21 protein-coding genes are annotated in these 24,192 nt (G+C 72.4%); 13 read left to right on the forward strand and 8 right to left on the reverse strand.

Annotated elements, in window-relative coordinates; translation table 11 throughout:
- Positions 1-50: 50 nt before the first annotated feature.
- Positions 51-908, reverse strand: a complete 858-nt coding sequence (locus ACF1G2_RS35110) for a (2Fe-2S)-binding protein (protein WP_391802217.1) — start codon at positions 906-908, stop codon at positions 51-53.
- A 149-nt stretch (positions 909-1,057) separates the two neighbouring features.
- Between ACF1G2_RS35110 and ACF1G2_RS35115 the strand changes: the two genes are divergently transcribed.
- Positions 1,058-1,948, forward strand: coding sequence for a GntR family transcriptional regulator (locus tag ACF1G2_RS35115; RefSeq protein WP_391802218.1), 891 nt, complete (start codon positions 1,058-1,060; stop codon positions 1,946-1,948).
- A 135-nt stretch (positions 1,949-2,083) separates the two neighbouring features.
- Positions 2,084-3,706 carry a hypothetical protein gene (locus tag ACF1G2_RS35120; protein WP_391802219.1) on the forward strand — a complete coding sequence of 541 codons (1,623 nt, stop codon included), beginning with the start codon at positions 2,084-2,086 and terminating at the stop codon, positions 3,704-3,706.
- A gap of 115 nt (positions 3,707-3,821) precedes the next feature.
- Here the strand turns inward: ACF1G2_RS35120 and ACF1G2_RS35125 are convergent, their stop codons facing one another.
- The gene (locus ACF1G2_RS35125; protein WP_391802220.1) at positions 3,822-4,610 is read right to left on the reverse strand and encodes a hypothetical protein; all 789 of its coding nucleotides are present in this window, start codon (positions 4,608-4,610) and stop codon (positions 3,822-3,824) included.
- A gap of 375 nt (positions 4,611-4,985) precedes the next feature.
- A complete protein-coding gene (locus ACF1G2_RS35130; RefSeq protein WP_391802221.1) occupies positions 4,986-6,677 on the reverse strand; it encodes a PucR family transcriptional regulator in 1,692 nt (563 codons plus the stop codon).
- A 385-nt stretch (positions 6,678-7,062) separates the two neighbouring features.
- Here ACF1G2_RS35130 and ACF1G2_RS35135 point away from each other — a divergent pair, with 385 nt between their 5' ends.
- From ACF1G2_RS35135 to ACF1G2_RS35155, 5 genes are all read left to right on the forward strand, one after another.
- Entirely contained in the window at positions 7,063-7,953 is an 891-nt protein-coding gene (locus tag ACF1G2_RS35135; RefSeq protein WP_391802222.1) for an FAD binding domain-containing protein, read from the forward strand.
- A gap of 2 nt (positions 7,954-7,955) precedes the next feature.
- The gene (locus ACF1G2_RS35140) at positions 7,956-8,561 is read left to right on the forward strand and encodes a (2Fe-2S)-binding protein (protein WP_391802223.1); all 606 of its coding nucleotides are present in this window, start codon (positions 7,956-7,958) and stop codon (positions 8,559-8,561) included.
- 2 nt (positions 8,562-8,563) lie between these two features.
- On the forward strand, positions 8,564-10,963 hold the full coding sequence (gene pucD, locus ACF1G2_RS35145; RefSeq protein WP_391802224.1) for a xanthine dehydrogenase subunit D: 2,400 nt from the start codon (positions 8,564-8,566) through the stop codon (positions 10,961-10,963).
- A 337-nt stretch (positions 10,964-11,300) separates the two neighbouring features.
- Positions 11,301-12,767, forward strand: a complete 1,467-nt coding sequence (locus ACF1G2_RS35150) for an NCS2 family permease (RefSeq protein ID WP_391802225.1) — start codon at positions 11,301-11,303, stop codon at positions 12,765-12,767.
- A gap of 43 nt (positions 12,768-12,810) precedes the next feature.
- Positions 12,811-13,947: an XdhC family protein gene (locus tag ACF1G2_RS35155; RefSeq protein WP_391802226.1), complete on the forward strand. Its 1,137-nt coding sequence runs from the start codon at positions 12,811-12,813 to the stop codon at positions 13,945-13,947.
- A gap of 146 nt (positions 13,948-14,093) precedes the next feature.
- On the opposite strand, the gene ACF1G2_RS35160 is transcribed toward ACF1G2_RS35155, so the two are convergent.
- Positions 14,094-15,068, reverse strand: a complete 975-nt coding sequence (locus tag ACF1G2_RS35160; protein WP_391802227.1) for a DUF5937 family protein — start codon at positions 15,066-15,068, stop codon at positions 14,094-14,096.
- Between the two features lie 55 nt (positions 15,069-15,123).
- Here ACF1G2_RS35160 and ACF1G2_RS35165 point away from each other — a divergent pair, with 55 nt between their 5' ends.
- Both ACF1G2_RS35165 and ACF1G2_RS35170 read left to right on the forward strand, forming a co-directional pair.
- Positions 15,124-16,368, forward strand: a complete 1,245-nt coding sequence (locus ACF1G2_RS35165; protein ID WP_391802228.1) for an MFS transporter — start codon at positions 15,124-15,126, stop codon at positions 16,366-16,368.
- 9 nt (positions 16,369-16,377) lie between these two features.
- Complete coding sequence (locus ACF1G2_RS35170; RefSeq protein WP_391802229.1) at positions 16,378-17,592, forward strand: GNAT family N-acetyltransferase; 1,215 nt, start codon at positions 16,378-16,380, stop codon at positions 17,590-17,592.
- A gap of 56 nt (positions 17,593-17,648) precedes the next feature.
- Here the strand turns inward: ACF1G2_RS35170 and ACF1G2_RS35175 are convergent, their stop codons facing one another.
- Positions 17,649-18,254, reverse strand: a complete 606-nt coding sequence (locus tag ACF1G2_RS35175; RefSeq protein ID WP_391802230.1) for a TetR/AcrR family transcriptional regulator — start codon at positions 18,252-18,254, stop codon at positions 17,649-17,651.
- A gap of 131 nt (positions 18,255-18,385) precedes the next feature.
- On the opposite strand from ACF1G2_RS35175, the gene ACF1G2_RS35180 reads away from it, so the two are divergent.
- The 4 genes from ACF1G2_RS35180 (at position 18,386) to ACF1G2_RS35195 (ending at position 21,674) form a co-directional block, all read left to right on the forward strand.
- Positions 18,386-19,540, forward strand: a complete 1,155-nt coding sequence (locus tag ACF1G2_RS35180; protein ID WP_391802231.1) for an acyl-CoA dehydrogenase family protein — start codon at positions 18,386-18,388, stop codon at positions 19,538-19,540.
- A gap of 45 nt (positions 19,541-19,585) precedes the next feature.
- Positions 19,586-20,347, forward strand: a complete 762-nt coding sequence (locus ACF1G2_RS35185; RefSeq protein ID WP_383292710.1) for an SDR family NAD(P)-dependent oxidoreductase — start codon at positions 19,586-19,588, stop codon at positions 20,345-20,347.
- 96 nt (positions 20,348-20,443) lie between these two features.
- Complete coding sequence (locus ACF1G2_RS35190) at positions 20,444-21,160, forward strand: TetR family transcriptional regulator (protein WP_391802232.1); 717 nt, start codon at positions 20,444-20,446, stop codon at positions 21,158-21,160.
- Positions 21,161-21,281: 121 nt separating this feature from the next.
- Entirely contained in the window at positions 21,282-21,674 is a 393-nt protein-coding gene (locus ACF1G2_RS35195) for a hypothetical protein (protein ID WP_391802233.1), read from the forward strand.
- Positions 21,675-21,745: 71 nt separating this feature from the next.
- Here ACF1G2_RS35195 and ACF1G2_RS35200 read toward each other — a convergent pair whose 3' ends face one another.
- The 3 genes from ACF1G2_RS35200 to ACF1G2_RS35210 form a co-directional block, all read right to left on the reverse strand.
- Positions 21,746-22,702 (reverse strand): electron transfer flavoprotein subunit alpha/FixB family protein, encoded by a 957-nt coding sequence (locus ACF1G2_RS35200; protein ID WP_391802234.1) that lies wholly within the window; start codon positions 22,700-22,702, stop codon positions 21,746-21,748.
- A 33-nt stretch (positions 22,703-22,735) separates the two neighbouring features.
- Complete coding sequence (locus ACF1G2_RS35205; protein ID WP_391802235.1) at positions 22,736-23,521, reverse strand: electron transfer flavoprotein subunit beta/FixA family protein; 786 nt, start codon at positions 23,519-23,521, stop codon at positions 22,736-22,738.
- A gap of 44 nt (positions 23,522-23,565) precedes the next feature.
- A partial coding sequence (locus ACF1G2_RS35210) for an acyl-CoA dehydrogenase family protein (RefSeq protein WP_391802236.1) occupies positions 23,566-24,192 on the reverse strand: 627 nt, incomplete at its 5' end.

Here is a 24,192-nt window from a genome sequence, read left to right on the forward strand (position 1 = left end):
GTTGCGTTCGATTCACGTCACCCGTACGAGTGGCGTAATCCGTACGACGGTCAGGCGGCCTCGGTGAGCCGGCGGACCCGCTCGGCGTCACACGTACGCGGACACGTCAGACAGGTGTCCTCGGGGCGCAGGGTGTAGAAGAAGCAGCACGCGGCGCGGTCCCGGGTGGTGCGGGGCGTTCCGTCGGACGCCTCGGCGCCGGGCAGCTCGCGGAAGCCCGCGGATCCCGTGTACGGCTTGGCCGTGCCGGGCAGCAGCAGCTCCAGCTCGGCCATCGCCCGCTGTTCCTCGCCGAACAGTGCCCCGACGTACCAGAGGCCCTCGACGATCTCGTCCGTCGCCATGCCCCACAGCGCCCGCTTCCCGCGCCGCATGCGCGGGCCGAAGCCGGCCAGGACGGACTCGAAGTGTTCGGCGAGCGCGCTCCTGACCTCGGCGCGCAGGGCCTCCTCGTCCGCGACGACCCGGGCGCCGGGAAGGGCCGCGGCGGGGTCGTCCGGCAGGCAGGCGAACTCCTCGATCCGGACGGTCATCCGTCCGAGGGCCCGCTGGAAGGCCACGCTCCGGACGGGCAGCCGCGGCACGCGGCGGTGCAGGAACCAGGGGACCGTGACCAGGAGGCAGGCGGGCCAGGCGTACCGGTGCAGTCCGAAGCCGGCCACCACGTCGGGGCGGGCCTGCCGGCCGTAGTCCCGCAGCACCTGCGCGTTGTCCCAGGCGAGGAAGGCGTCGAGGGCGGCGCCGCCGCCCGCGAGTTCGTCCGCGCCCACCCAGCCGGCCCCGCGTGGCGAGTCCTCGCCATCGCCGAGCTCCTCTATCCGCAGGCCGGGGAACACCTCGCCGAGGCGGGCGTACGAGGCCGCGACGGGCGAGGTGAACGGGGCGGGGAGCAGAGCGGGGAGGGCCATACGGGGACCACCGAATCGCGATCGTTAGCAGGTTAGCCTTACCTTACCCGACACGATCGATGTTTGAACTGCAGCCCTGTCCGCCTATGGTGCACAGGGGGCCTCGGTATCGCGAGCCAGGCCCGGCACGACCCCGCAGGAGGACCCGGGTGGAGCAGGGCAGAGCGCGCGAGCGGGCGGCCGACCGTCCGCTCCCGCCGCAGGACGGCGCGGCGCGGGTCCCGGAGCAGGGCCGCGGGGAGTCGGCGCGCGGCGAACACACCCACAGTGAGCCCCTCCACAGGCCGCCCGTCCACGGTGCGCAGGTGCACGGTGCGCCCGTCCACGGCGCGCCGGCCGGCCGTACGCCCACCCCGGGCGCGCCCGTCCACGGCGAGGCGGCCGTGATGCCCGGGTCCGGCCTCGCCGCCCCCCGCACCGTCCAGCGCCACTCCGTCCGCGGCCAGATCCTCCAGGCCCTGCGCACGGCCCTCGTCGGCGGCGAGCTGGTCCCCGGCGAGGTGTACTCCGCCCCCGTCCTCGCCGAGCGCTTCGGCGTCTCCGCGACCCCCGTGCGCGAGGCCATGCAGCAGCTCGCCGTCGAAGGCGCCGTCGAGGTCGTGCCGAACCGCGGCTTCCGGGTCACCGAGCGCACCCCCCGCGAGCTGGCCGAGCTGGCCGAGGTCCGCGCGCTCATCGAGATCCCGATCATGCTCCGACTCGCCCGCACGGTCCCCGCCGCCCGCTGGGCCGAGCTCCGGCCGCTCGCCGAGGCCACCGGGGCCGCGGCAGCCCGCGGCGACCGCGCCCACTACGCCGAGGCCGACCGCGCCTTCCACCGCGCCGTCCTCTCCCTCGCCGGGAACGAACAGCTCCTCACCGTCGCCGACGACCTGCACCGCCGCTCCCAGTGGCCCCTGGTGAGCGGCCCGGTGACCCGGCACGGCGACCTCGTGGCCGACGCCGCGGAACACACCGCCCTGCTCGACGCCCTGATCGCCCAGGATGTCACCGTCGTACAGTCACTTGTCAGAGAGCATTTCACCGGATCGGCGGAGTGACGACTAAGGTTGCCGTCGGCCGGTGCCCTTGGCCCTTGCCGCCGCTGGCTGTTGCCGTCGTCCCGCCCGTACAGCGCCGTCCGTGAGGTGTCCCATGCCGTCCGCGTCTCCGTCCCCGGCACGGGGAAGGTGCCTGTGACCGGATCCGTCCGTGGAGACCGCCCCGCCGGTACGGAGGCCGAGGCGGCGGCCCTGCTCGGCTGGCTCACCGACCCGGAGGCCCCGCGCCTCTGCCTGGTCGTCGGCGGCCCCCGCCGGGGCAAGTCCGCCCTGCTCTCCTGGCTGGCCGCGCACCGCACCCGCCCCGGGGCGCGCCGCCGGCGCGCGGCGCGCGAGCTGGTCCCGCTCGCCGGGCAGTGCGTGCTCGGCGCGGCGTGGACGATCGCGAACCGGCTCGGTGTGGTGGCCAGGACGCCCGGTGAACTCGTCCGGGCCGTCGCCACCACCGAGACGCGGCGCGCCGCCCTCGTCCTGCCGGACCTGCACGCCGCCGCCGAGCCGGAGGCGATCGCCGGACTCGTCGGAGAACTCGCCGCGTCGGGCCGCGTCCGGCTCGTCGTGGAGACCTGTACGGGCACGCCGTCGTACGCCCTCCTCTCCGACCGCCGCGTCGCGGTCGTGGACCTCGACGGGGATGTCGAGACCGCCGGAACGGACCAAGAGGCCGCCGAGCGGAGGGAGTCGGGGCCGGACGACGCCTCCGCGCCGTACGAGGCACGGCACGCCGTCGATCTGGCCGACCCCGTCGCGGTCTGCACGGCCGACCCGTTGCGCGTCACCACCGCCTACGCGACCGGCCCCGGTGACGACCGCGGCGGCCTGCGTTCGGCCTGGCTGCGCGCGGGCCAGTCCCTGTGCCGCGACCAGAGCCCGGCGGACCGGGCCGTCGTCCTGCTCGGCGCCCTCGGCGACGAGGCGGACCCCCGGCTCCGTCCCGCGCTGCGAGCCCTCGCCGCCGACGCGCCCTGGCGGGTGCGGTGGACCCGGGTACGCGGCGATCTGACCCCGCCCTGGCCGGGCCCGGTCACGGCCCTGGGCGCCATCGGCGACCGCCTCCTCGTCGCGGGCACCACGGACGAGGTGCGGCTGCTCGGCGCGGCCGACGCCACGCCCGCCGGCGAATCCCTGCGGACCCCCTCGGGCGGCCGGATCAAGGCGCTGGCGCCCGCGCCGGACGGGACGGTGCTGATCCTGGACGAGCGGGGCCGGCTGCAACCTGTCCCCGGGCCGGCGCCCCGGCCGCCCTATCTGGAGCGGCTCACGACGGCCGTCGCGGCGACCCTCACCCGGCACCCGGGCAGTGCGCTCGCGGCGATCAGCGGCTCGGTCGTGGTGGGCGACCGGCTCGGCTCCGTCCACGCCTTCGGTCTGACGGGCATTCACCAGGCCGCGCTGCACAGCGGCCGCGTCACGGCCGTGACGGCGATCGAGACCGCCACGCCCTTCCTCTGCAGCGGCGGCCTCGACGGCACGGTCCGCCGCTGGATCCCCGGCCAGGACCCGGACCCGGCCCCGATCGCCGAACGCCGCGCCGCCGTCGTGTCGTTGCACGCCGCGGAGACGGCCGAGGGGCCGTCACTCGCGATCGCCTGGGCGGACGGTCTCGTCGAGCTCCACGACCTCGACAACCGGTCCCGCCACACCTTCCGCCCCGGCCCGCCGGTCCGTGCGGTGGCCCTGACGCCGGACGGGGCACTGGTGGTGGGCATGGACGAGGTGCTGCTCTGCCTGGACAGGTCCCCGGACCAGGCCAGGTGACGGTACGTCACGGCTGTCGACCCCTCCGTGGGTCCCGTGACGACCGGGCACTCCGGCGGCGATCGGGGGGTGGGCGGCTCCGTCTCCGCCCACCCGTCCAAGGCCCGACTCTCCGTCAGATCGCGGGCCGAGGTGTCAGTTGGGCCGCGAGCCAGGTCGGCACCCCGCCCAGAAGGCGGAACAGCCGGGCCGCCTCGGCCCGGAGGCGGCCCGCCTCCGGCTCGGTCTCCGTGTCCGCGAGGGCGGTCAGGGCCGGGGCCGTACCGACCAGGTAGCCGAGCTCCTCACGGATGCGGAGGGACTCGGCGAAGCCGTGCCGCGCCTCCGCCAACTCGCCTTCCCGTAAAGCGAGTCCGGCGAGATGGCGCCAGGTGGAGGAGAGCAGCAGCTCGTCCCCCTGGGCGGCGGCGCCCGCGTGGGCGCGCCGGTAGGCGGCGCGCGCGGCCTGCGGCGAGTCGCCGAGGTTCTGGGCCATCAGCCCGCGCCGGTAGTCGAGCAGTGGACGCCCCTCGCCCCCGGGGCTGATCAGCGCCGCCGCCCGCCCGAGCGCCGCGGTCGCCTCGTCGGCCCGGTCGCGTACGCCGAGCAGCGTCGACGCGTAGGCGAGATAGCCGCGTTCGCACGCGGCCGCCCCCCGCTCCTCGTCCGTCCGGGCCACGGCCTCGGCCGCCCGGAGCGCCTCCTCGGCGTCCGACCACCCCTTCTCGGTGTACAGACACCGCTCGATCAGCAGGGCCGCCCGTTCCAGTGCCGCCGCGGGCTCCGCGGCGCGGGGCGCGAGCAGTGCCGCGGCGTCCGTCCAGCAGCCGCGCGAGCGGAGACGCCATATGGCCGTCTCCATCGGGGTCGCCCCGCCGTAGCCAAGGGACGGATCGTCGCCACCCGTTGTTTCGGAACCAGACATGGCGGTATCCGCCACATTGCCCTCCCCGAGCGCGCCATTGAGCTGTTGAGTCAGGCCCGCATCTCAGCACGAACGCGTGGCGCTGGCCAAGGGGTCAGGTGAAACTTTTCACAAGTGCTGGACCTTGACCGCTATGCGGACGCATGCGTTCGGCACGGCCCGATGGCCCGATCCCATCCGCCTCCGGCCTGCCCCCGGGCGTTGCCGGTGCGCCCCGGCGGCCGCCGGCCTTGGGCGCCGCGCCCGCCCTGCCGCTCGGAACGGCGTTCCCCCGAAGAGATGAATCCCGCCATGATCCCTTCGGGTGACGACCGCGGAATCCGCGGCCGCCTGAGCCGTGCGGGTGACCCGCCGGGGGCCACCCGCCCGAGGCGGTCAGCTCATGCGCAGCGCCAGGAAGAAGTCGAGCTTGTCCTCCAGACGCGACAGGTCGCGGCCCGTCAGCTGCTCGATCCGGCCCACCCGGTACCGCAGGGTGTTCACATGCAGGTGCAGCCGGGTCGCGCAGCGGGTCCAGGAGCCGTCGCAGTCGAGGAAGGCCTCCAGCGTGGGGATGAGCTCGGCGCGGTGGCGGCGGTCGTAGTCGCGCAGCGGGTCGAGCAGCCGGGCCGTGAAGGCGCGGCGGACGTCGTCCGGGACGAACGGCAGCAGCAGCACGTGCGAGGCGAGCTCGTGGTGCCCGGCGGCGCAGACGCGGCCCGGGCGGGCGGCGGCGACCCGACGGGCGTGCCTGGCCTCCTCGAGGGCGCCGCGCAGGCCCTCCGCCGAGTGGACGGCCGCGCTGACACCGAGGGTGAGGCGGCCGTCGCCGTCGAGGCCGGCGGAGAGGGGCTCGCGCACCGCCGCGAGCAGCGCGTCCGCGTGCAGCCCGATGTTCGTGGTCCCCTCGTCCTCGCTGTCGGGCAGCGGGCCCGCCGGCAGCGGCACCAGGGCGATGGCCTCGTCCCCGTGGTGCGCGACCGCGATCCGGTCGGTGGACTCGGGACCCACGGTCGCCGGGTCGACGAGGATCTCCTCCAGGAGCGCCTGGGCGACCGGACCGGTCTCCACCGGGCCCTGCCCGGCCTCCGGGTCCCATTCGACGCGGGCGACCACGACCTGCCAGTGCGGCGCGGTCCCCAGGCCCGGCAGCAGCACCGGGGCGGCGACCCGCAGACGCGCGGCGATCTCGGCGGGGGCGGCCCCCGTCTGGACCAGCTCCAGGACCTCCTGCGCCAGCCTGCGCCGTACCGTGCGCGCCGCGTCCCGCCGGTCCCGCTCGACGGCGATCAGCTGGGTGACGCCCTGGAGCAGGTCGAGCCGGGCGGCCGGCCAGTCCCCGGCGTCGGCCTCGACGGCCAGCAGCCAGTCGGAGAGCACGGTCTCCCGTACGTCGCGTACGGCGGGCGCCGCGCCGCGGCCGGTGTTGCGGATAGGGAAGAGGGAGAAGGTGGTTCCGGACGCGCTGAGCCGGTGCGGGCCGCGCCGGCCGGTCCTCGTCGCCGCCAGGTGCTCACCGGCCAGCGTCGCCGCGAGCGAGGCGTCCAGCGGCTCTCCCGCGCCCGCGATCTGGCGGCCGGTGGGGGAGAGGACCCAGGCCCGGAGGTCCAGGTCGGAGCCGAGGAGGTCCAGGACGACCTCGGGCCCGCCGCCGGCCGGACCGGAGGTCATCAGCCGCCTGTGGCGGTCGACGACCGCCGCCAGGTCGCCCGCACGTTCGCCGGACACCTGTCGAACAACGTGCTCGGTGATCGTCGCGAACGCAACGGACTCGTTCACTGCGAAGAGCGGCAGCCGATGGCGAGAACACGCCTGTACGAGATCGTCGGGGATGTCCCCGAGCTCCGCCTCGCCCGCCGCGAGCCCGGCCACCCCGGCCGAGGCCAGGATCCGGACGAACGGCTCCGCGTCCTCGGGGTCCCGGAGCCAGGCCAGACCGGTGAGGACCAGCTCGCCGCCGGACAGATACCGGCTGGGGTCCTTGAGGTCCGTCGTCATCACGCCGCGGACGGTGCGGTCCAGCTCGTCCTCACCACCGAGCAGGCGCAGCCCCAGCGCGTCGGTTTCCAGCAGTGCGCGCAGCCGCATCTCGTTGCCGCCGTTCCTTCTCGTCCGTCACTCGTCATCACTTTCGCGGGTACTCGCCCGCCGTGCTCCCCCGGAGCGACGGCACGTCCGACGGTTCCGAAGACTGTCGCGATGTGGTCGGTGGCCTGGTGCCACGGTTTCCAGGGGGAAACGGCGAGGTTGCCGAGTACCGCCGTTCGTTCGAATCTACAAGACGAACAAGGTCACCAGCCAACTCCTTCATGTTTTCGGTGACTGCACCCCGGCGGGCTGGCCTTGTGTACTAGGCCACACATCGCGTTAACAGCACGTGAACATGAATTCGAAGTCGAGGGCCGGCCGTCCCCCCGGGCCCGTTGAAGACCGACCGACCCCCGATCACTAGAAGCACAAGAAGAGAGCCACCATGGACTTCCTTCGCCCCGCCAGCTGGGAGGAGGCGCTCGCCGCCAAGGCCGAGCACCCCACGGCCGTGCCCATCGCGGGTGGTACCGACATCATGGTCGAGATCAATTTCGACCACCGGCGTCCCGAGTACCTCCTGGACCTGAACCGTATCGAGCTGCTGCGCGAGTGGGAGGTGGGCGAGGAGAACGTCCGCCTCGGCGCCTCCGTTCCGTACACCCAGATCATGGAGAACCTGCGGGCCGAGCTGCCGGGTCTCGCGCTCGCCTCGCACACCGTGGCCTCCCCGCAGATCCGCAACCGCGGCGGCGTCGGCGGCAACCTGGGCACCGCGTCCCCCGCCGGTGACGCGCACCCCGCGCTGCTCGCCGCGGGTGCCGAGGTCGAGGTCGAGTCGGTTCGTGGCAGCCGGTTCATCCCGATCGACGAGTTCTACACGGGCGTGAAGCGCAACGCGCTCGAGCCCGACGAGCTCATCAAGACCGTCCACATCAAGAAGGCGGACGGCCCCCAGCAGTACTCCAAGGTCGGTACGCGCAACGCGATGGTCATCGCGGTCTGCGCCTTCGGCCTGGCGCTCCACCCGGAGACCCGCACGGTCCGCACCGGCATCGGTTCGGCCGCGCCGACCCCGATCCGCGCCAAGGAGGCCGAGGCCTTCCTGAACGCGGCTCTGGAGGAGGGCGGCTTCTGGGAGAGCGGCAAGATCATCACCCCGTCGATCGCGAAGCAGTTCGCCGAGCTCTGCTCGGGCGCCGCGAACCCGATCGACGACGTCCGTGGCACCGCCAAGTACCGCCGCCACGCCGTGGGCATCATGGCCCGCCGCCAGCTGGGCTGGACCTGGGAGCAGTACCGCGGCACCGGCCGCACGCTTGAGGGAGCTGCATAACCATGCGCGTCAATTTCACGGTCAACGGTCGTCCGCAGGAAGCCGACGACGTCTGGGAGGGCGAGTCCCTTCTCTACGTGCTGCGTGAGCGGATGGGGCTGCCCGGCTCCAAGAACGCGTGCGAGCAGGGCGAGTGCGGTTCCTGCACCGTCCGTCTCGACGGCGTGCCGGTCTGTTCCTGCCTGGTCGCCGCGGGTCAGGTCGAGGGCCGCGAGGTCGTCACCGTCGAGGGGCTGGCGGACTACGCCCAGCACCGCGAGGACGCCCACCCGGGCGGTGCCTGCGGCACCGGCGGCTGCGGCACCAGCCTCGACTCCGCGAAGAACTGGCAGGCCAAGCCCGGCCAGGACTCGCAGACCGGCGAGGGTGTCGAACTCTCCCCGATCCAGCAGGCGTTCATCGACGCCGGCGCCGTCCAGTGCGGTTTCTGCACCCCCGGTCTGCTCGTCGCGGCCGACGAGATGCTGGAGCGCAACCCGTCCCCCTCGGACGCGGACATCCGTGAGGCGCTCTCCGGCAACCTCTGCCGCTGCACCGGTTACGAGAAGATCCTCGACGCGGTCCGCCTCGCGGCCGCTCGCCAGGAGCGTCAGGAAGAGGCGGTCTGACGATGGCTCAGAACACCCGTACCGTTCCGGTGGGCACGCCCACCGAGGTCACCCAGAACCACGTCAAGGGCGGCATCGGCGAGTCCACGCTCCGCCCGGACGGCACCCTCAAGGTCACCGGCGAATTCGCCTACTCCTCGGACATGTGGCACGAGGACATGCTGTGGGGCCAGATCCTGCGTTCCACCGTCGCGCACGCCGAGATCGTGTCCATCGACACCACCGAGGCCCTCACGATGGACGGCGTCTACGCCGTTCTGACCCACGAGGACCTGCCGGCCGCGAAGAACTACGGCATGGAGTTCCAGGACACCCCGGTCCTCGCCTACGGCAAGGTCCGTCACCACGGTGAGCCGGTCGCCCTCGTGGCCGCCGACCACCCGGAGACCGCCCGCCGCGCCGCCGCCAAGATCAAGATCGAGTACCGCGAGCTCCCGGTCATCACGGACGAGGCCTCGGCGCTCGCCCCGGACGCGATCCTGGTCCACGAGAACCGCGACGACCACCACTCCGGTCACGTCCCGCACCCCAACATCGTGCACCGCCAGCCGATCATCCGCGGCAACGCCGACGAGGCCGCCAAGCGCGCCGACGTCGTCGTCAAGGGCGAGTACACCTTCGGCATGCAGGACCAGGCCTTCCTCGGCCCCGAGTCCGGCCTCGCCGTACCGGCCGAGGACGGCGGCGTCGACCTGTACGTCGCCACCCAGTGGCTGCACTCGGACCTCAAGCAGATCGCCCCCTGCCTCGGCCTGCCCGAGGAGAAGGTCCGCATGACCATGGCCGGTGTCGGCGGCGCCTTCGGCGGCCGCGAGGACATCTCCATGCAGATCCTCGCCTCCATCCTGGCGCTGCGCACCGGCAAGCCGGTCAAGATGGTCTACAACCGGTACGAGTCCTTCTTCGGGCACGTCCACCGGCACCCGGCGAAGCTCTACTACGAGCACGGCGCCACCAAGGACGGCAAGCTCACGCACATGAAGTGCAAGATCGTGCTCGACGGCGGCGCGTACGCGTCGTCGACGGCCTCGGTCGTCGGCAACGCCTCCTCCCTCTCGGTCGGCCCGTACGTCATCGAGGACGTCGAGATCGAGGCGATCGGCCTCTACACCAACAACCCGCCCTGCGGCGCCATGCGCGGCTTCGGCGCGGTCCAGGCCTGCTTCGCCTACGAGGCGCAGATGGACAAGCTCGCGGCCAAGCTGGGCATGGACCCGGTGGAGCTGCGCCAGCTCAACGCCATGGAGCAGGGCACGATCATGCCGACCGGTCAGGTCGTGGACTCGCCGGCCCCGGTCGCCGAGCTGCTGCGCCGGGTCAAGGCCCGCCCGATGCCGCCGGAGCGCCAGTGGGAGTCCGCCGGCGAGGGCGCGGACGTCCGCGCGCTGCCGGGCGGCCTGTCCAACACCTCGCACGGCGAGGGTGTCGTGCGGGGCGTCGGCTACGCCGTCGGCATCAAGAACGTCGGCTTCTCCGAGGGCTTCGACGACTACTCGACCGCCAAGATCCGCATCGAGGTCATCAACGGCGAGGCCGTGGCCACGGTCCACACCGCCATGGCGGAGGTCGGCCAGGGCGGCGTCACCATCCACGCGCAGATCGCCCGTACCGAGCTCGGTGTCCAGCAGGTCACCATCCACCCCGCCGACACGCAGGTGGGCTCGGCCGGTTCGACCTCCGCGGGCCGCCAGACGTACATGACCGGCGGCGCCATCAAGAACTCCTGCCAGATCGTCCGCGAGAAGGTCCTGGAGATCGGCCGGCGCAAGTTCGGCTCGTACCACCCGGCGTGGGCCAACGCCGAACTCCTCCTGGAGGGCGGCAAGGTCGTCACCGACGGCGGCGAGGCCCTCGCCTCCATCGCGGACGTCCTGGAGGACCAGGCCGTGGAGGTGGAGGAGGAGTGGCGGCACCGCCCCACCCAGGCCTTCGACCTCGTCACCGGCCAGGGCGACGGCCACGTCCAGTACGCCTTCGCCGCGCACCGCGCGGTGGTGGAGGTGGACACCGAGCTCGGCCTCGTGAAGGTGATCGAGCTGGCCTGCGCGCAGGACGTCGGCAAGGCGGTCAACCCGCTCTCCGTGGTCGGCCAGATCCAGGGTGGTACGACCCAGGGCCTGGGCGTCGCGGTGATGGAGGAGATCATCGTCGACCCGAAGACCGCGAAGGTGCGCAACCCCTCCTTCACGGACTACCTGATCCCGACCATCCTCGACACGCCGACCATCCCGGTCGACTACCTCGAGCTGGCCGACCCCAACGCGCCGTACGGCGTGCGGGGCATCGGCGAGGCCCCGACCCTGTCGTCCACCCCGGCCGTCCTCGCGGCGATCCGGGCGGCGACGGGCCTGGAGCTCAACAAGACGCCGGTCCGCCCCGAGGCGCTCACCGGCACCCTCTAGGACTCTCCGGGCGGTGCGTGCCTCCCAGGAACGTCACACTTCCCCGCCCGCACCGCCCGGAGCAGAACCCGGTATCACCGCTCACCGATACCACCAGCAACACCAGTAGCACCCAGTAACACCAGCACCACCAGAAGTATCAAGCAACATCAGCAACACCAGAGGTACCCAGCAACACTAGAAGTATCGAGAACCGCCAGATTGACCTGATCCACCCAAGTTCGTCTCGGGCCGTCCCCCGGGTCGTGCAGCCCACGCAGCATCCCAAATCCCGCAGCATGTCTGACCTTCGGAAAGTCTTAAGCGGGTGCCCCTTTGAACCTTGGGAGTAGGCCCCATGACCCAGTCGTCAGTGGAGCCCAAGACCGCCTCGGAGGACGCGGGCTCCGGCTCGAACGTCCCCGCCGGCCGCTCTTGGCTCGACCGGTACTTTCACATCTCGGAGAGAGGATCAACCGTCGCGACGGAGATCCGCGGCGGCGTCACCACCTTCATGGCGATGGCGTACATTCTCCTGCTCAACCCCCTGATCCTCGGCGGCAAGGATGTGGACGGCAACGTCCTCAGCCAGCCCGCCCTCATCACGGCGACCGCCCTGGCCGCCGCGGTGACGACCCTGCTGATGGGCTTCTGGGGCAAGGTCCCGCTCGCCCTCGCGGCGGGGCTCAGCGTCTCCGGCGTCCTCTCCTCGCAGGTCATCTCCGTCATGACCTGGCCGCAGGCGATGGCGATGTGTGTGGCGTACGGCGTCGTGATCTGTCTCCTGGTGGTCACCGGCCTCCGCGAGATGATCATGAACGCGATCCCGCTGGCGATCAAGCACGCGATCACCATCGGCATCGGTCTCTTCATCGCGCTGATCGGCTTCGTCAAGGCCGGCTTCGTCCACGAGAACCCCTCTCCCGGCGGTGGCCCGGTCGTCCTCGGCCCGGCCGGTGAGCTGGCCGGATGGCCCGTCCTGATCTTCGCCTTCACCCTGCTGCTGATCTTCGCGCTCCAGGCCCGCAACGTGCCCGGCGCCATCCTGATCGGCATCGTGGCGGGCACGGTCATCGCCGCGATCGTCAACGCCGTCGGCGACCTGCCGGCCAAGGCCTGGTTCTCCGGACCGCCGGAGCTGAGCGGAAGCGCCGTCTCCACGCCGGACTTCTCGCTCATCGGCGAGGTGTCGTTCAGCGGCTGGGGCGACGTCGGCTACATCACGATCACCATGATCATCTTCACCCTGGTGCTCGCCGGCTTCTTCGACGCCATGGCCACGATCATCGGTGTCGGCTCCGAGGCGAAGCTCGCCGACAGCCAGGGCCGGATGCCCGGCCTGTCCAAGGCCCTCTTCATCGACGGTGCCGGCGGTGTCATCGGCGGCGTCGGCGGCGGCTCCGGCCAGACCGTCTTCGTCGAGTCGGCGACCGGCGTCGGCGAGGGTGCCCGTACGGGTCTGTCCTCCGTGGTCACCGGCGCGTTCTTCGCGGCCTGCCTCTTCTTCACCCCGATCACCGCGATCGTGCCGGCCGAGGTCGCCTCCGCGGCCCTGGTCGTCATCGGCGCGATGATGATGCAGAACGCCAAGCACGTCGACTGGAGCGACCGCTCCGTCGCGATCCCGGTGTTCCTCACCGTGGTCCTGATGCCCTTCACGTACACCATCACCACGGGTGTCGCGGCCGGTGTCATCTCCTACGCCGTGATCAAGACGGCACAGGGCAAGGCGCGCGAAGTGGGTGCCTTCATGTGGGGCCTGACCGCGATCTTCATCGTGTTCTTCGCCATCCATCCGATCGAGAGCTGGCTGGGCGTCAGCTGACGCCCGTAACGTCGCCCTCCACACACGTTTCGAGGAGTTCGAGATGCTGGACATCGCCGAAGAGCTGCACCGGTGGGTCGAGCAGGGACGCGAGTTCGCCGTCGCCACCGTCGTGGCGGTCGGCGGGAGCGCGCCCCGGCAGCCGGGCGCCGCGCTCGCCGTCGACAGCGACGGCACGGCGATCGGCTCGGTCTCCGGAGGATGTGTGGAGGGCGCGGTCTACGAACTGTGCCAACAGGCGCTCGAGGACGGCAGGACCGTCGTCGAACGCTTCGGATACAGCGACGAGGACGCCTTCGCCGTGGGTCTGACCTGCGGCGGAATCATCGACATCCTCGTCACCCCGGTACGCGGCGGGGTCTACCCCGCAGCCCTGGCCGCCGCCGTCTCCGGGGAGGCGGCGGCCCTCGCCAGGATCGTCTCCGGACCCGCCGACCTCATGGGCCGGTCGCTCCTGGTCGGTCCCGACGGGGAGTACGAGGGCAGCTTCGGCGGCCACCCCGAGCTGGACCGCACCGCGGCAGGCGAGGCCCTGGCCATGCTGGACGCGGGCCGCACCGGCACCGTCGAGATCGGCGAGGACGGCAGCCGCTGCGGACAGCCGCTCACCCTCCTCGTCGAGTCCTCCGTCCCGGCCCCGCGCATGATCGTCTTCGGTGCCATCGACTTCGCCTCCGCCCTCGTCAGGGTCGGCAAGTTCCTCGGCTACCACGTCACCGTCTGCGACGCCCGGCCCGTCTTCGCGACGCCGGCGCGCTTCCCCGAGGCCGACGAGATCGTCGTCGAATGGCCGCACCGCTACCTGGAGTCGACCGAGGTCGACGGGCGGACCGTCCTCTGCGTGCTCACCCACGACGCCAAGTTCGACGTCCCGCTCCTCGAAGCGGCCCTGAAACTGCCCGTCGCCTACGTCGGCGCGATGGGCTCCCGCCGCACCCACGAGGACCGCAACAAGCGCCTGCGCGAGGTCGGCGTCACCGAGATCGAACTCGCCCGCCTGCGCTCCCCGATAGGCCTCGACCTCGGCGCCCGTACCCCGGAGGAGACGGCCCTCTCCATCGCCGCCGAGATCGTGGCCAACCGCCGCGGCGGCACCGGCGTCTCCCTCACCGGCGCGCACACCCCGATCCACCACGACGCCCCGCGCGCACCGGCCGGCCGGATCGGCTCCGTCGCCTGACGGCGCGGTCGGACGGCGGAGGTCGGACGGAGCAGGACACACGGCGCAGGGCACGCGGCGGCGGTCGGATCGCGGGGTCGGATCGCGGCGGTCGGATCGCGGAGTCGGACGGCGGCGGCCGGATCACGGCGGTCGATCGGCGCAGGTCACATCAGCCGGTCGCCCAGCTCCGTACGCGCGTACAGCACCGCACGTCCCACCCTGGCCCGGCTCACCAGACCCGTCGTGAACAGCACCGCCAGATGGTGGGAGACCGCGCTCGCCGTGACACCCGTGCGGCGGGCCAGTTCGGTCGTGGAGGCGGGGCCGTCCAGGAGCACCAGCAGCTCCGCCTTCCGCCGGCCGACCAGCGAAGCCAGCGCCCCCTCCGGGCGCGGCGCGCCGGTCTCCCACAGGGTCGCCACCCCGCGCGCCGGATACGAGATCGTCGGCGGCTCGTCCGGCCCGACCGGGCTGATCGCGTGCCGGGCGAAGAGCGTCGGCACCAGCCACAGACCTCGCCCCGCCACAGCGGTGCTGAGGTGCAGATCCCGGTGCACGTTCATGCTCAGCTCGCCCTCCCGCCACACCGAGGTCGGATCCAGCGAGGTGAGCAGCGCCGCCGCCCCGTCGCGGGCGAGGGCCCGCGCCCGGTGCAGCATGTCGGCCTCCAGCACGGCCCTCATCCGCGGCCAGTGCGGTGCGACGGCCAACTGCCAGTAGTTCTCGACGGTTTCCGCGATCGCGTCCCGCAACCGGACCGGATCGTCGGCCAGTTCCGCGAGGCGAGGAGGCAACGGACGGTGTGCGTAGGCCGCCCGGACGTCCGCGAGCGCCTTCTCCGGCGTCGTCGCGCGGACCCGGGACAGCTCCTCGCCCACGTCGGGCAGGGGTGAGTCGGGCCGGGGCGTGATGAAGTCCGGCAGCCAGCCGCTCCCGTTCACCACCAACTCCCCGAGCAGCGCGCGGTCGAGGGAGGTCGACGCGTCGAGGACGGTGCGGGTCCGGCGCACCCACGGCAGGTGCAGGACGTACTTCTCCGGTTGCCGCAGCGCCCAGAGACTGGTGGCCGTCTCCAGCAGCGGTGAACAGGCGAAGCGCATGTCGGCGAGGTCGTCGACCCCGAGGCGGTAGCTCAGCATTGAGCTCCAGCCTAAATGTCTGTCCGCCGGCGGCCCGGGCGGGTTGGCTGGGGGCATGCCCTCGATGCTCTCCGGGGCGGCAGCCGTGCTGCCGCCCCGCGGTCCCCTGCGCCCGTACGCCGTCACGACCCTCGCCGACTGGATCGGCAACGGCCTCTTCCACACCGGCGCCGCCCTCTTCTTCACCCGTGTCGTCGGACTGAGCCCGGCCGAGACCGGCATCGGCCTCACGGTCTCCGCGCTCCTCGGGCCCTGGGTCTCGGTCCCCGCCGGGCGGCTCGGCGACCGCTTCGGGCACCGGCGGATCTGGCTCCTCACCGCGATCGCCCAGGCGGCCGCCTTCGCCTGCTATCTGCTCGTGGACTCGTTCGTCGCGTTCCTCGCCGTCGTCTGCGCCATCGGCCTCGCGCAGAGCGCCTCCCGCCCCGTCCGCAGCGCCTACCTGGCCCGGATCGCCGACCCCGACACCCTGATCAGGGCCAGCGCCTACAGCCGCGTCATGCTCAACATCGGCTTCTCACTGGGGAGTCTGGGGGCCGGCGCCGCACTCGTCGCCGACTCCCGGGCCGCCTACGCCGCTCTCGTGCTCGGCAACTCCCTCTCGTACGCGGTCGTCGCCGTGCTCCTGCTGCGGATGCCGGACGGCACCCCGCCGACGGCGGCGAGCCAGTCGGCCGTCCGTGCGCGGACCGCGGCCCTCAGGGACCGCCGCTACCTCGTCCTGGCCGTCCTCTCCGGCCTGCTCCACATCCAGGCCGACGTCATCAACCTCGGCCTCCCGCTCTGGGTTTCGGAGCACACACAGGCGCCGCGCTGGTCCATCGCCGCCCTGATGCTCCTCAACACCGCGCTCGCGATCCTGCTCCAGGTCCGGGCCGCCCGGGGCTCCGAGACCGTCGAAGGGGCCGCACTGGCCGGTCGCAGGTCGGGCTGGGCGCTGCTCGGCGCCTGCGCCGCGTTCGCCTGCACGGCCGCCCTGCCGCCGGTCGCCGCCGTCGTGGTCCTCGCGGTGGGCGTGACCCTGCTGACCGCCGGTGAACTGCTCTCCTCCGCAAGCGGCTGGGGTCTCTCGTACGGGCTGGCCGACCCCGCCCGGCAGGGCGAGTACCTGGGTGCCTGGAGCCTCGGCTCCGACCTGGCCCGCGCCGGTGGACCCCTGCTCGTCGCGCTGCTGGTCACCGACGGGGGAGTGGCCGGCTGGCTCTTCCTCGGCACCGCCTTCCTCGGCATCGGGGCGGCGAACGTCCCCGCCGCCCGACCCGGGCGGACCGCCCTGAAGAGCGGCGCGATCCGCGACTAGGGTCTCGACATGGACATTCGTGACGTACCCGAAGCGCATCTCGACCGTGCCCTCGACCTCGCGTACCTCGTCTTCCATGAGCGGCCCGAGGAGGAGGAGCGCAAGCACCGGCGCGAGCTGCTGCTGCCCTGCGAGCGGATCGGCGCCTACGACGGCGAGCAGTTGGTCGGTCTTCTCGCGGCCTTCCCCTTCACCCTCTCCGTCCCCGGCGCCGATCTGCCCTGTCCCGGACTGACGTACGTCTCCGTCGCGCCGACCCACCGGCGGCGCGGCGTGCTCTCCGCCCTCATGGCCGAGGCGTTCCGGCGGTACGAGGAGCGAGGGGCGCCGCTCGCCGCGCTCTGGGCGTCGGAGGACGCCATCTACGGCCGCTTCGGCTTCGGCGCCGCCACGCACGGCGTCACCGTCGAGATCGACTCCCGGCGCCCCCTCGCCCTGCGCATCGACCCCGACGAACGCCCGCTGCGGCTGGTCGACCCGGCCGACGCGCCCGACGTCGTCGGCCCGTACTTCGAGTCCACGCGCCCGCTCCGGGCGGGCCGGAACCCGCGCGACGAGGCGCGCTGGACCGGTGAGTGGCTGCGCGACCCGGACGAGGACGACGACGAGCTGTCCCCGCCCCGGGTCGTCGTGCTCGGCGATCCCGTCGCCGGGTACGCCGTCTACCGGACCAAGGGCGAGGACGAGGAGAGCCACACCCCCGGCCTGGTGCGGGTCGACGAACTGGAGGCCGACACCCCGGCCGCCGCCGCCGCGCTCTGGCGCTATCTGGTCTCGATCGACCTGACCTCCACCGTGCGCGCCTGGGGCAGGCCGCTCGACGACCCGCTGCTGTTCTTCGCCGGCGACCGCGACCAGGTGCGGGTCACGGGCCAGTACCCCGCGCTGTGGGTGCGGCTCGTCGACGTGCGCGCGGCGCTCACGGCCCGGAGCTGGGCGGCGGCGGCCGACCTCGTCCTGGAGGTCCACGACAGCCGCATGCCGGCCAACTCGGGCCGCTTCCGGCTGACCACGGGCCCGGACGGCGCGCGCCACGAGGCGACCGGCGACCCGGTCGACCTCTCCTTCGGCGTACGGGACCTGGCCGCGTGCTACCTCGGCGGCACGAAGGTCGTGGACCTGGTCGCCGCCGGGCTGGTCGAGGAGCACACCCCCGGCGCGGCGGCCGTGTTCGACGCGGCACTGCGCACGCCGAGGCTCCCGCACACCGACGACGGTTTCTAGGCGCCCCGTCCGCCCCGTGCGCCCCATCCGCCCCGTCCGCCCCGGCGGGGAGGCCGTCAGGTCTTGCGCAGGCCGTTCAGGAGGAGCTCGGCCAGCTGTCCGTAGGCAGCCGCGTCGGCCAGACCGGTCGCCGCCGCGACCTGGCGCCGCTGGATGCGGACCATCACCGAGGCGATGACATCGGCCGCGAACGTCACATGGACCTCGCGGAAGACCCCCGCGCGTACGCCTTCCTCGATCAGCTGCTGGACCCGCCCCGCCGCCGCGCGCGTGTTGCGCTCGTAGACCTCGGCGGCCGGTTCGAAGGCCGCCACGTCGTCGAAGAACTGCGGCGAGACCGGAGCCAGCTCCGCCGCGACCGCGCGGAGGTAGGCGGCCAGCCGCTCGGCGGGAGCCTGCTCCGCCGCGAGGACCGCCTCGACCCGGGTGGTCGCGCGCCGGAAGAAGTGGACGACGGCCGCCCGGACGAGCTGTTCCTTGCTGTCCGCGAGGCCGTACAGCGTGCGCTTGGAACAGCGCAGCCGGGCCGCGAGATCGTCCAGGGTCAGCTGGGCGAAGCCTTCGCCGACGAGGAGCTCCACCAGTTCCTCGAAGAGCGCGGACCGCCGGGCCGCGCCACGGCCCGTCAGCTTGGGGGCGCCGGCGGCTGGAGTGTCGATCACCCGAACAGTATGCCGGTCCACCCCTTCAGGGGGTTACGGCAGAACCCTTCTGCGCTACGCTAACCGGTACTGCCGTACCGCCAGCAGTACCGTTACCCGGTGCTGAGTGGCTGAGTGTCAATGGAGTCACCATGGCTGTCGACCGCCTGCTTCCCACCCCCGAGGCAGCGGACCTCATCGCCCTCACCCGGGAGATCGCCGACAAGGAGCTCTCCTCCCGCGTGGACGAGCACGAGTCCGCCGAGACGTATCCCGAGGGTCTGTTCGCCACGCTCGGGCAGGCCGGGCTCCTCGGCCTCGCCTACCCCGAGGAGTACGGCGGCGGAGGCCAGCCCTACGAGGTCTACCTGCAGGTTCTGGAGGAGCTGGCGGCGCGCTGGGCGGCCGTCGCCGTCGCGACCAGCGTCCACACCCTGGCCTGCCACCCGCTGCACCACTTCGGCACCACGGAGCAGAAGGAGCGCTGGCTCCCCGCGATGCTCGCCGGCGAGACCATCGGCGGATACAGCCTCTCCGAGCCCCAGGCGGGCTCCGACGCCGCGGCCCTGGCCTGCAAGGCCGAGCGCGTGACCGACGGCCCGAACGGCGCCGCGTACCGCGTCACCGGCACCAAGGCCTGGATCACCCACGGCGGCAAGGCCGGCTTCTACTCCCTGTTCGCCCGCACCGCCCCCGGCAGCCACGGCATCTCCTGCTTCCTGGCCCCCGGCGAGACCGAGGGCCTCTCCTTCGGCAAGCCCGAGCGGAAGATGGGCCTGCAGGCGGTGCCCACCACGTCCGCCCACTGGGACGGCGCGCTGCTCGACGCCGACCGGCTCGTCGGCGACGAGGGCCAGGGCCTGCAGATCGCGTTCAGCGCGCTCGACGGCGGACGCCTCGGCATCGCCGCGTGCGCCACGGGCCTCGCCCAGGCGGCGCTCGACGCCGCCGTCGCGTACGCCAACGAGCGCACCACCTTCGGGCGGAAGATCGTCGACCACCAGGGGCTCGGCTTCCTCCTCGCCGACATGGCCGCCGCCGTCGACTCCGCCCGCGCCACGTACCTCGACGCCGCGCGCCGGCGCGACCTCGGCCGCCCGTTCGGCCGCCAGGCCAGCGTGGCCAAGCTGATCGCCACCGACGCGGCCATGAAGGTGACCACGGACGCCGTCCAGGTCCTCGGCGGGTACGGCTACACCCGTGACTTCCCGGTCGAGCGCTACATGCGCGAGGCCAAGATCATGCAGATCTTCGAGGGCACCAACCAGATCCAGCGGCTGGTCATCAGCCGCCGGCTCGCCGCCTGACGCCCGCCCCACCGCCGCTTTCCCGCTGACGTTTCGAGGAGTTCCATGGACATCGCCGGCTCCGCCGCGCTCGTCACCGGCGCCGCATCCGGTCTCGGTGCCGCCACCGCCGCCGCACTCGCCGCCCGTGGCGCCACCGTCTACGGCCTGGACCTGGACAAGGCCGTCGCCGCGGCCGGGCCCCTGCCCGAGGGCGTGACCCTGCTCGCCGCCGACGTCACCGAGGAGGCGCCGGTCCGCGAGGCCCTCGCCCGGATCGAGGCCGATGGCGCGGAGCTGCGGCTCGCCGTCAACTGCGCGGGCATCGCCCCCTCCGCCCGTGTCCTGGGCCGCAAGGGCCCGCACGACCTCGACCTGTTCCGTGCGGTCCTGAACGTCAACCTGCTGGGGACGTTCAACGTGATGCGGCTGGCCGCCGAGGTCATCGCCCGTCAGGAGCCGGACGAGCACGGCCAGCGCGGACTCGTCGTCAACACCGCCTCGATCGCGGCCTTCGAGGGCCAGGTCGGGCAGATCGCCTACGCCGCCTCCAAGGCGGGTGTCGCCGGGATGACCGTCACCGCCGCCCGTGACCTCGCGCAGTTCGGCATCCGGGTCGTCACCATCGCGCCCGGGATCGTCGACACCCCGATGATGGCCGGGTTCAGCGAGGAGATCCGCGCCGGGCTCGGCGCGAGCGTCACCTTCCCGCAGCGCCTGGCCCGCCCGGACGAGTACGCAAGGCTCGTCACGATGGTCGCCGAGCACGACTACCTGAACGGCGAGACGATCCGGATGGACGGCGCGCTGCGGATGGCGGCCCGCTGACCGACCCGTACGTCGGTCCTCTCGGAGAGCACTTGGTGCCGGTGAAAGCTGGCACCAAGTGCCGCGCTGTCCCCTGACGGATGTTAGGTTCTGGCCATGGGAACAGCCTCGACGAACTCCGCGAAGCCCGCGATGCGGGACTCCCTCATCGCCGCGGCCTTCCAGCTCTTCCTGGAGCGGGGGTACGAGCAGACCACCGTCGACGACATCGTCACCCTCGCCGGGGTCGGCCGGCGGTCGTTCTTCCGGTACTTCCCGTCCAAGGAGGACGTGGTCTTCCCCGACCACGAACAGAGCCTCGCCGACATGACCGCGTTCCTCGCCGCGAGCGCGGACACCGACGACCCGCTGGTCAGGGTCTGCGACGCCACCCGCCTCGTCATGCGGATGTACGCCGAGAACCCCACCTTCTCCGTCCAGCGCTACCGCCTGACCCGCGAGGTGACGGGCCTGCGCACGTACGAACTGTCGGTCGTCTGGCGGTACGAGAAGACCCTCGGCGACTATCTGCGGACCCGCTACGCGGACCGGCGCGACGGCACCCTGCGGGCCAACGTGGTAGCCGCCGCCGTGGTCGCCGCGCACAACCACACGCTCCGCCACTGGCTGCGCTCGGGCGGCGAGGGCGATCCGCTGGCCGAGGTGGACCGGGCCCTGGAGTTCGTCCGGGACACCTGGAGCGAGGAGCGCGGCGAGAGCGGCGGCGCCGGTCAGGGCGAGCAGGCCGAGGACGTCGTGGTGGTGATCACCAAGCGCTCCACGCCGATGTGGCGGGTGGTGCGCGAGGTGGAGTCGAGCCTCGGAGAGAGCTGAGGGAGAGCTGAGGGATCTCAGTATCTTCAATTGAGGGAACTCAGGTCTTTATTTGATGGCACTCAGTGCCATATCTTTGCTCCACGCACGGTCGAGCCGCCGAGTGCAAGGAGAACGCATCGTGTTCCACACCGGGTCCGTAGCAGTGAGGAACGGGAGCGCCGTCGTCCACGCCGAGGAATCGGACGACGCCGAGCTCTACTACCAGCTCTGTCGCTGGTGCCACACCACGACCTTCCAGCGCCTGCTCTGTCCGACCTGCGGGTCGACCGACCTCGCCCCCGAACGCAGCGAGGGCGAGGGCGTGATCTCCGTACGCCGCGGGGTCGCCGCGGCCGACAACGACCTGTGGCCGGTGCACATGACCGAGGGCTTCGTCGTACGGTGCCGGGTCGACGGGCCCCCGCACGCGGTACGCCCCGGCGTCCGCGTCAGGCTCTCCGCGCGCCCCGCCTCGGTGGGACAGCCCGTCGTCCGGCTCTGCGAGGAAGTCCCCCTCGACGGCTGGATCTGACCGCGACACGACGACACGGCCCGGTGGCACTCTGTGCCACCGGGCCGTTCTCGTAGGGCGGGAGAGCGACCCTACCGGGCGCCGATCTCGCCCGTGAGCTGCGGCAGGACCTCGAAGAGGTCACCGACCACGCCGTAGTCCACCAGGTCGAAGATCGGGGCCTCCGCGTCCTTGTTCACGGCCACGATGGTCTTCGAGGTCTGCATGCCCGCGCGGTGCTGGATCGCGCCGGAGATGCCCGCCGCGATGTACAGCTGCGGCGAGACCTGCTTGCCCGTCTGGCCGACCTGGTTGGAGTGCGGGTACCAGCCGGCGTCGACGGCGGCACGCGAGGCGCCGACCGCCGCGCCCAGGGAGTCCGCGAGCTTCTCGACGACCTCGAAGCCCTCGGCCGCGCCGACACCACGGCCGCCGGAGACCACGATCGCGGACTCGGTCAGCTCGGGGCGGCCCGTCGAGACGCGCGGGGTGCGCGAGACGACGGTTGCGGCGTTGCCGGTGAAGGCGACGGTGACGTTCTCGACCGTACCGGCGGCCGGGGCGGCCTCCGGGGCGGCGGAGTTCGGCTTGACGGTGATGACCGGCACGCCGTGCGAGACCCGCGACTTCACCTGGTACGAGGCGGCGAAGACGGACTGGGTCGCGACCGGACCCTCGTCACCGGCCTCCAGCTCCACGGCGTCGGTGATCAGACCCGAGCCGAGGCGCAGCGCGACGCGCGCCGCGACCTCCTTGCCCTCGCCCGAGGAGGTCACCAGGACGGCGGCGACGCCCTTGTCCTTGGCGATCTGGGTGAGCGCGTCGACCTTCGGCACGACGAGCTGGTCGGCGAACTCGGCGCCGTCCGCGACGTACACGGTCGCCGCGCCGTACTCGCCGGCGGTGGCGGCGATCGACGCCGCGGCCTCGCCGGCGCCGAGCACGACGGCCGTCGGCTCGCCGATCCGGCGGGCGAGCGTGAGCAGTTCGAGCGCCGGCTTGCGGACCGCACCGTCGGCGTGGTCCACGAGAACCAGGATCTCAGCCATGATTCCTTGCTCCTGAACGATAGTGACGGTGGGTCAGATGAACTTCTGGGTGGCGAGGAACGCGGCGAGCTGCTTGCCGCCGTCGCCCTCGTCGGTGACGATCGTGCCCGCGGTACGGGCCGGGCGCGCGGTGGCCGACTCGACCAGGGTCCAGGACCCGGCGAGGCCGACCTCGTCGGCGTCGATGCCGAGGTCGTCCAGGTCCAGCTCCTCGACCGGCTTCTTCTTCGCGGCCATGATCCCCTTGAAGGAGGGGTAACGGGCCTCGCCGGACTGGTCGGTGACCGACACGACGGCCGGCAGCGGAGCCTCGATCTGCTCGGTGGCGGCGTCGCCGTCCCGGCGGCCCTTCACCAGGCCGTCCTCGACCGAGACCTCGGACAGCAGGGTGACCTGCGGAAGGCTCAGCCGCTCGGCGAGCAGCGCGGGGAGCACGCCCATGGTGCCGTCGGTCGACGCCATGCCGCAGATGACCAGGTCGAAACCGGTCTTCTCCAGGGCCTTGGCGAGGATCGCGGAGGTGCCGATGACGTCGGTGCCGTGGATGTCGTCGTCGTTGACGTGGACGGCCTTGTCGGCGCCCATCGACAGCGCCTTGCGCAGCGCGTCCTTGGCGTCGTCCGGACCGACGGTGACGACGGTGACCTCGGCGTCGTCGGACTCCTCCGAGATGCGCAGGGCCTGCTCGACGGCGTACTCGTCGAGCTCCGACAGCAGGCCGTCGACCTCGTCGCGGTCGACCGTCAGGTCGTCGGCGAAACCGCGGTCGCCGGTCGCGTCGGGTACGTACTTCACACAGACAGCGATCCTCAGGGTCACGGCCTGGCTCCTTTCAAGCGGTCAAACGGTCGGGGGACGGACGACTACGGGAGGTTGCGGGCCATGACGATGCGCTGGACCTGGTTGGTGCCTTCGTAGATCTGGGTGATCTTGGCGTCGCGCATCATGCGCTCGACGGGGTAGTCGCGGGTGTAGCCGTAGCCGCCGAGGAGCTGGACGGCGTCGGTGGTGACCTCCATGGCGACGTCGGAGGCGAAGCACTTGGCGGCGGCGCCGAAGAAGGTCAGGTCGCTGTCGACGCGCTCGGACCTGGCGGCGGCGGCGTAGGTGAGCTGGCGGGCGGCTTCGAGCTTCATGGCCATGTCGGCGAGCATGAACTGCACGCCCTGGAAGTCGGCGATCGGCTTGCCGAACTGCTTGCGTTCCTGGACGTAGCCCTTGGCGTAGTCCAGGGCGCCCTGGGCGATGCCGATGGCCTGGGCGGCGATGGTGATGCGGGTGTGGTCCAGGGTCTTCATCGCGGTGGCGAAGCCGGTGCCCTCGGCGCCGATCATGCGGTCGGCGGGGATGCGGACGTTGTCGAGGTAGACCTCGCGGGTCGGGGAGCCCTTGATACCGAGCTTCTTCTCCGGCGCGCCGAAGGAGACGCCCTCGTCGCTCTTCTCCACCACGAACGCGGAGATGCCCTTGGAGCGCTTGTCGGGGTCGGT

The sequence above is a fragment of the Streptomyces sp. NPDC013457 genome, from assembly GCF_043089925.1.
Taxonomy (GTDB): Bacteria; Actinomycetota; Actinomycetes; order Streptomycetales; family Streptomycetaceae; genus Streptomyces.

Excerpts from the sequence above, each read along its gene's own strand:
- ACF1G2_RS35110 (WP_391802217.1), bottom strand. The coding sequence starts at position 908 with ATGGCCCTCCCCGCTCTGCTCCCCGCCCCGTTCACCTCGCCCGTCGCG.
- ACF1G2_RS35125 (WP_391802220.1), bottom strand. The coding sequence starts at position 4,610 with ATGTCTGGTTCCGAAACAACGGGTGGCGACGATCCGTCCCTTGGCTAC.
- ACF1G2_RS35130 (WP_391802221.1), bottom strand. The coding sequence starts at position 6,677 with ATGCGGCTGCGCGCACTGCTGGAAACCGACGCGCTGGGGCTGCGCCTG.
- ACF1G2_RS35135 (WP_391802222.1), top strand. The coding sequence starts at position 7,063 with ATGGACTTCCTTCGCCCCGCCAGCTGGGAGGAGGCGCTCGCCGCCAAG.
- ACF1G2_RS35140 (WP_391802223.1), top strand. The coding sequence starts at position 7,956 with ATGCGCGTCAATTTCACGGTCAACGGTCGTCCGCAGGAAGCCGACGAC.
- pucD (WP_391802224.1), top strand. The coding sequence starts at position 8,564 with ATGGCTCAGAACACCCGTACCGTTCCGGTGGGCACGCCCACCGAGGTC.
- ACF1G2_RS35150 (WP_391802225.1), top strand. The coding sequence starts at position 11,301 with ATGACCCAGTCGTCAGTGGAGCCCAAGACCGCCTCGGAGGACGCGGGC.
- ACF1G2_RS35155 (WP_391802226.1), top strand. The coding sequence starts at position 12,811 with ATGCTGGACATCGCCGAAGAGCTGCACCGGTGGGTCGAGCAGGGACGC.
- ACF1G2_RS35160 (WP_391802227.1), bottom strand. The coding sequence starts at position 15,068 with ATGCTGAGCTACCGCCTCGGGGTCGACGACCTCGCCGACATGCGCTTC.
- ACF1G2_RS35165 (WP_391802228.1), top strand. The coding sequence starts at position 15,124 with ATGCCCTCGATGCTCTCCGGGGCGGCAGCCGTGCTGCCGCCCCGCGGT.
- ACF1G2_RS35170 (WP_391802229.1), top strand. The coding sequence starts at position 16,378 with ATGGACATTCGTGACGTACCCGAAGCGCATCTCGACCGTGCCCTCGAC.
- ACF1G2_RS35180 (WP_391802231.1), top strand. The coding sequence starts at position 18,386 with ATGGCTGTCGACCGCCTGCTTCCCACCCCCGAGGCAGCGGACCTCATC.
- ACF1G2_RS35185 (WP_383292710.1), top strand. The coding sequence starts at position 19,586 with ATGGACATCGCCGGCTCCGCCGCGCTCGTCACCGGCGCCGCATCCGGT.
- ACF1G2_RS35190 (WP_391802232.1), top strand. The coding sequence starts at position 20,444 with ATGGGAACAGCCTCGACGAACTCCGCGAAGCCCGCGATGCGGGACTCC.
- ACF1G2_RS35200 (WP_391802234.1), bottom strand. The coding sequence starts at position 22,702 with ATGGCTGAGATCCTGGTTCTCGTGGACCACGCCGACGGTGCGGTCCGC.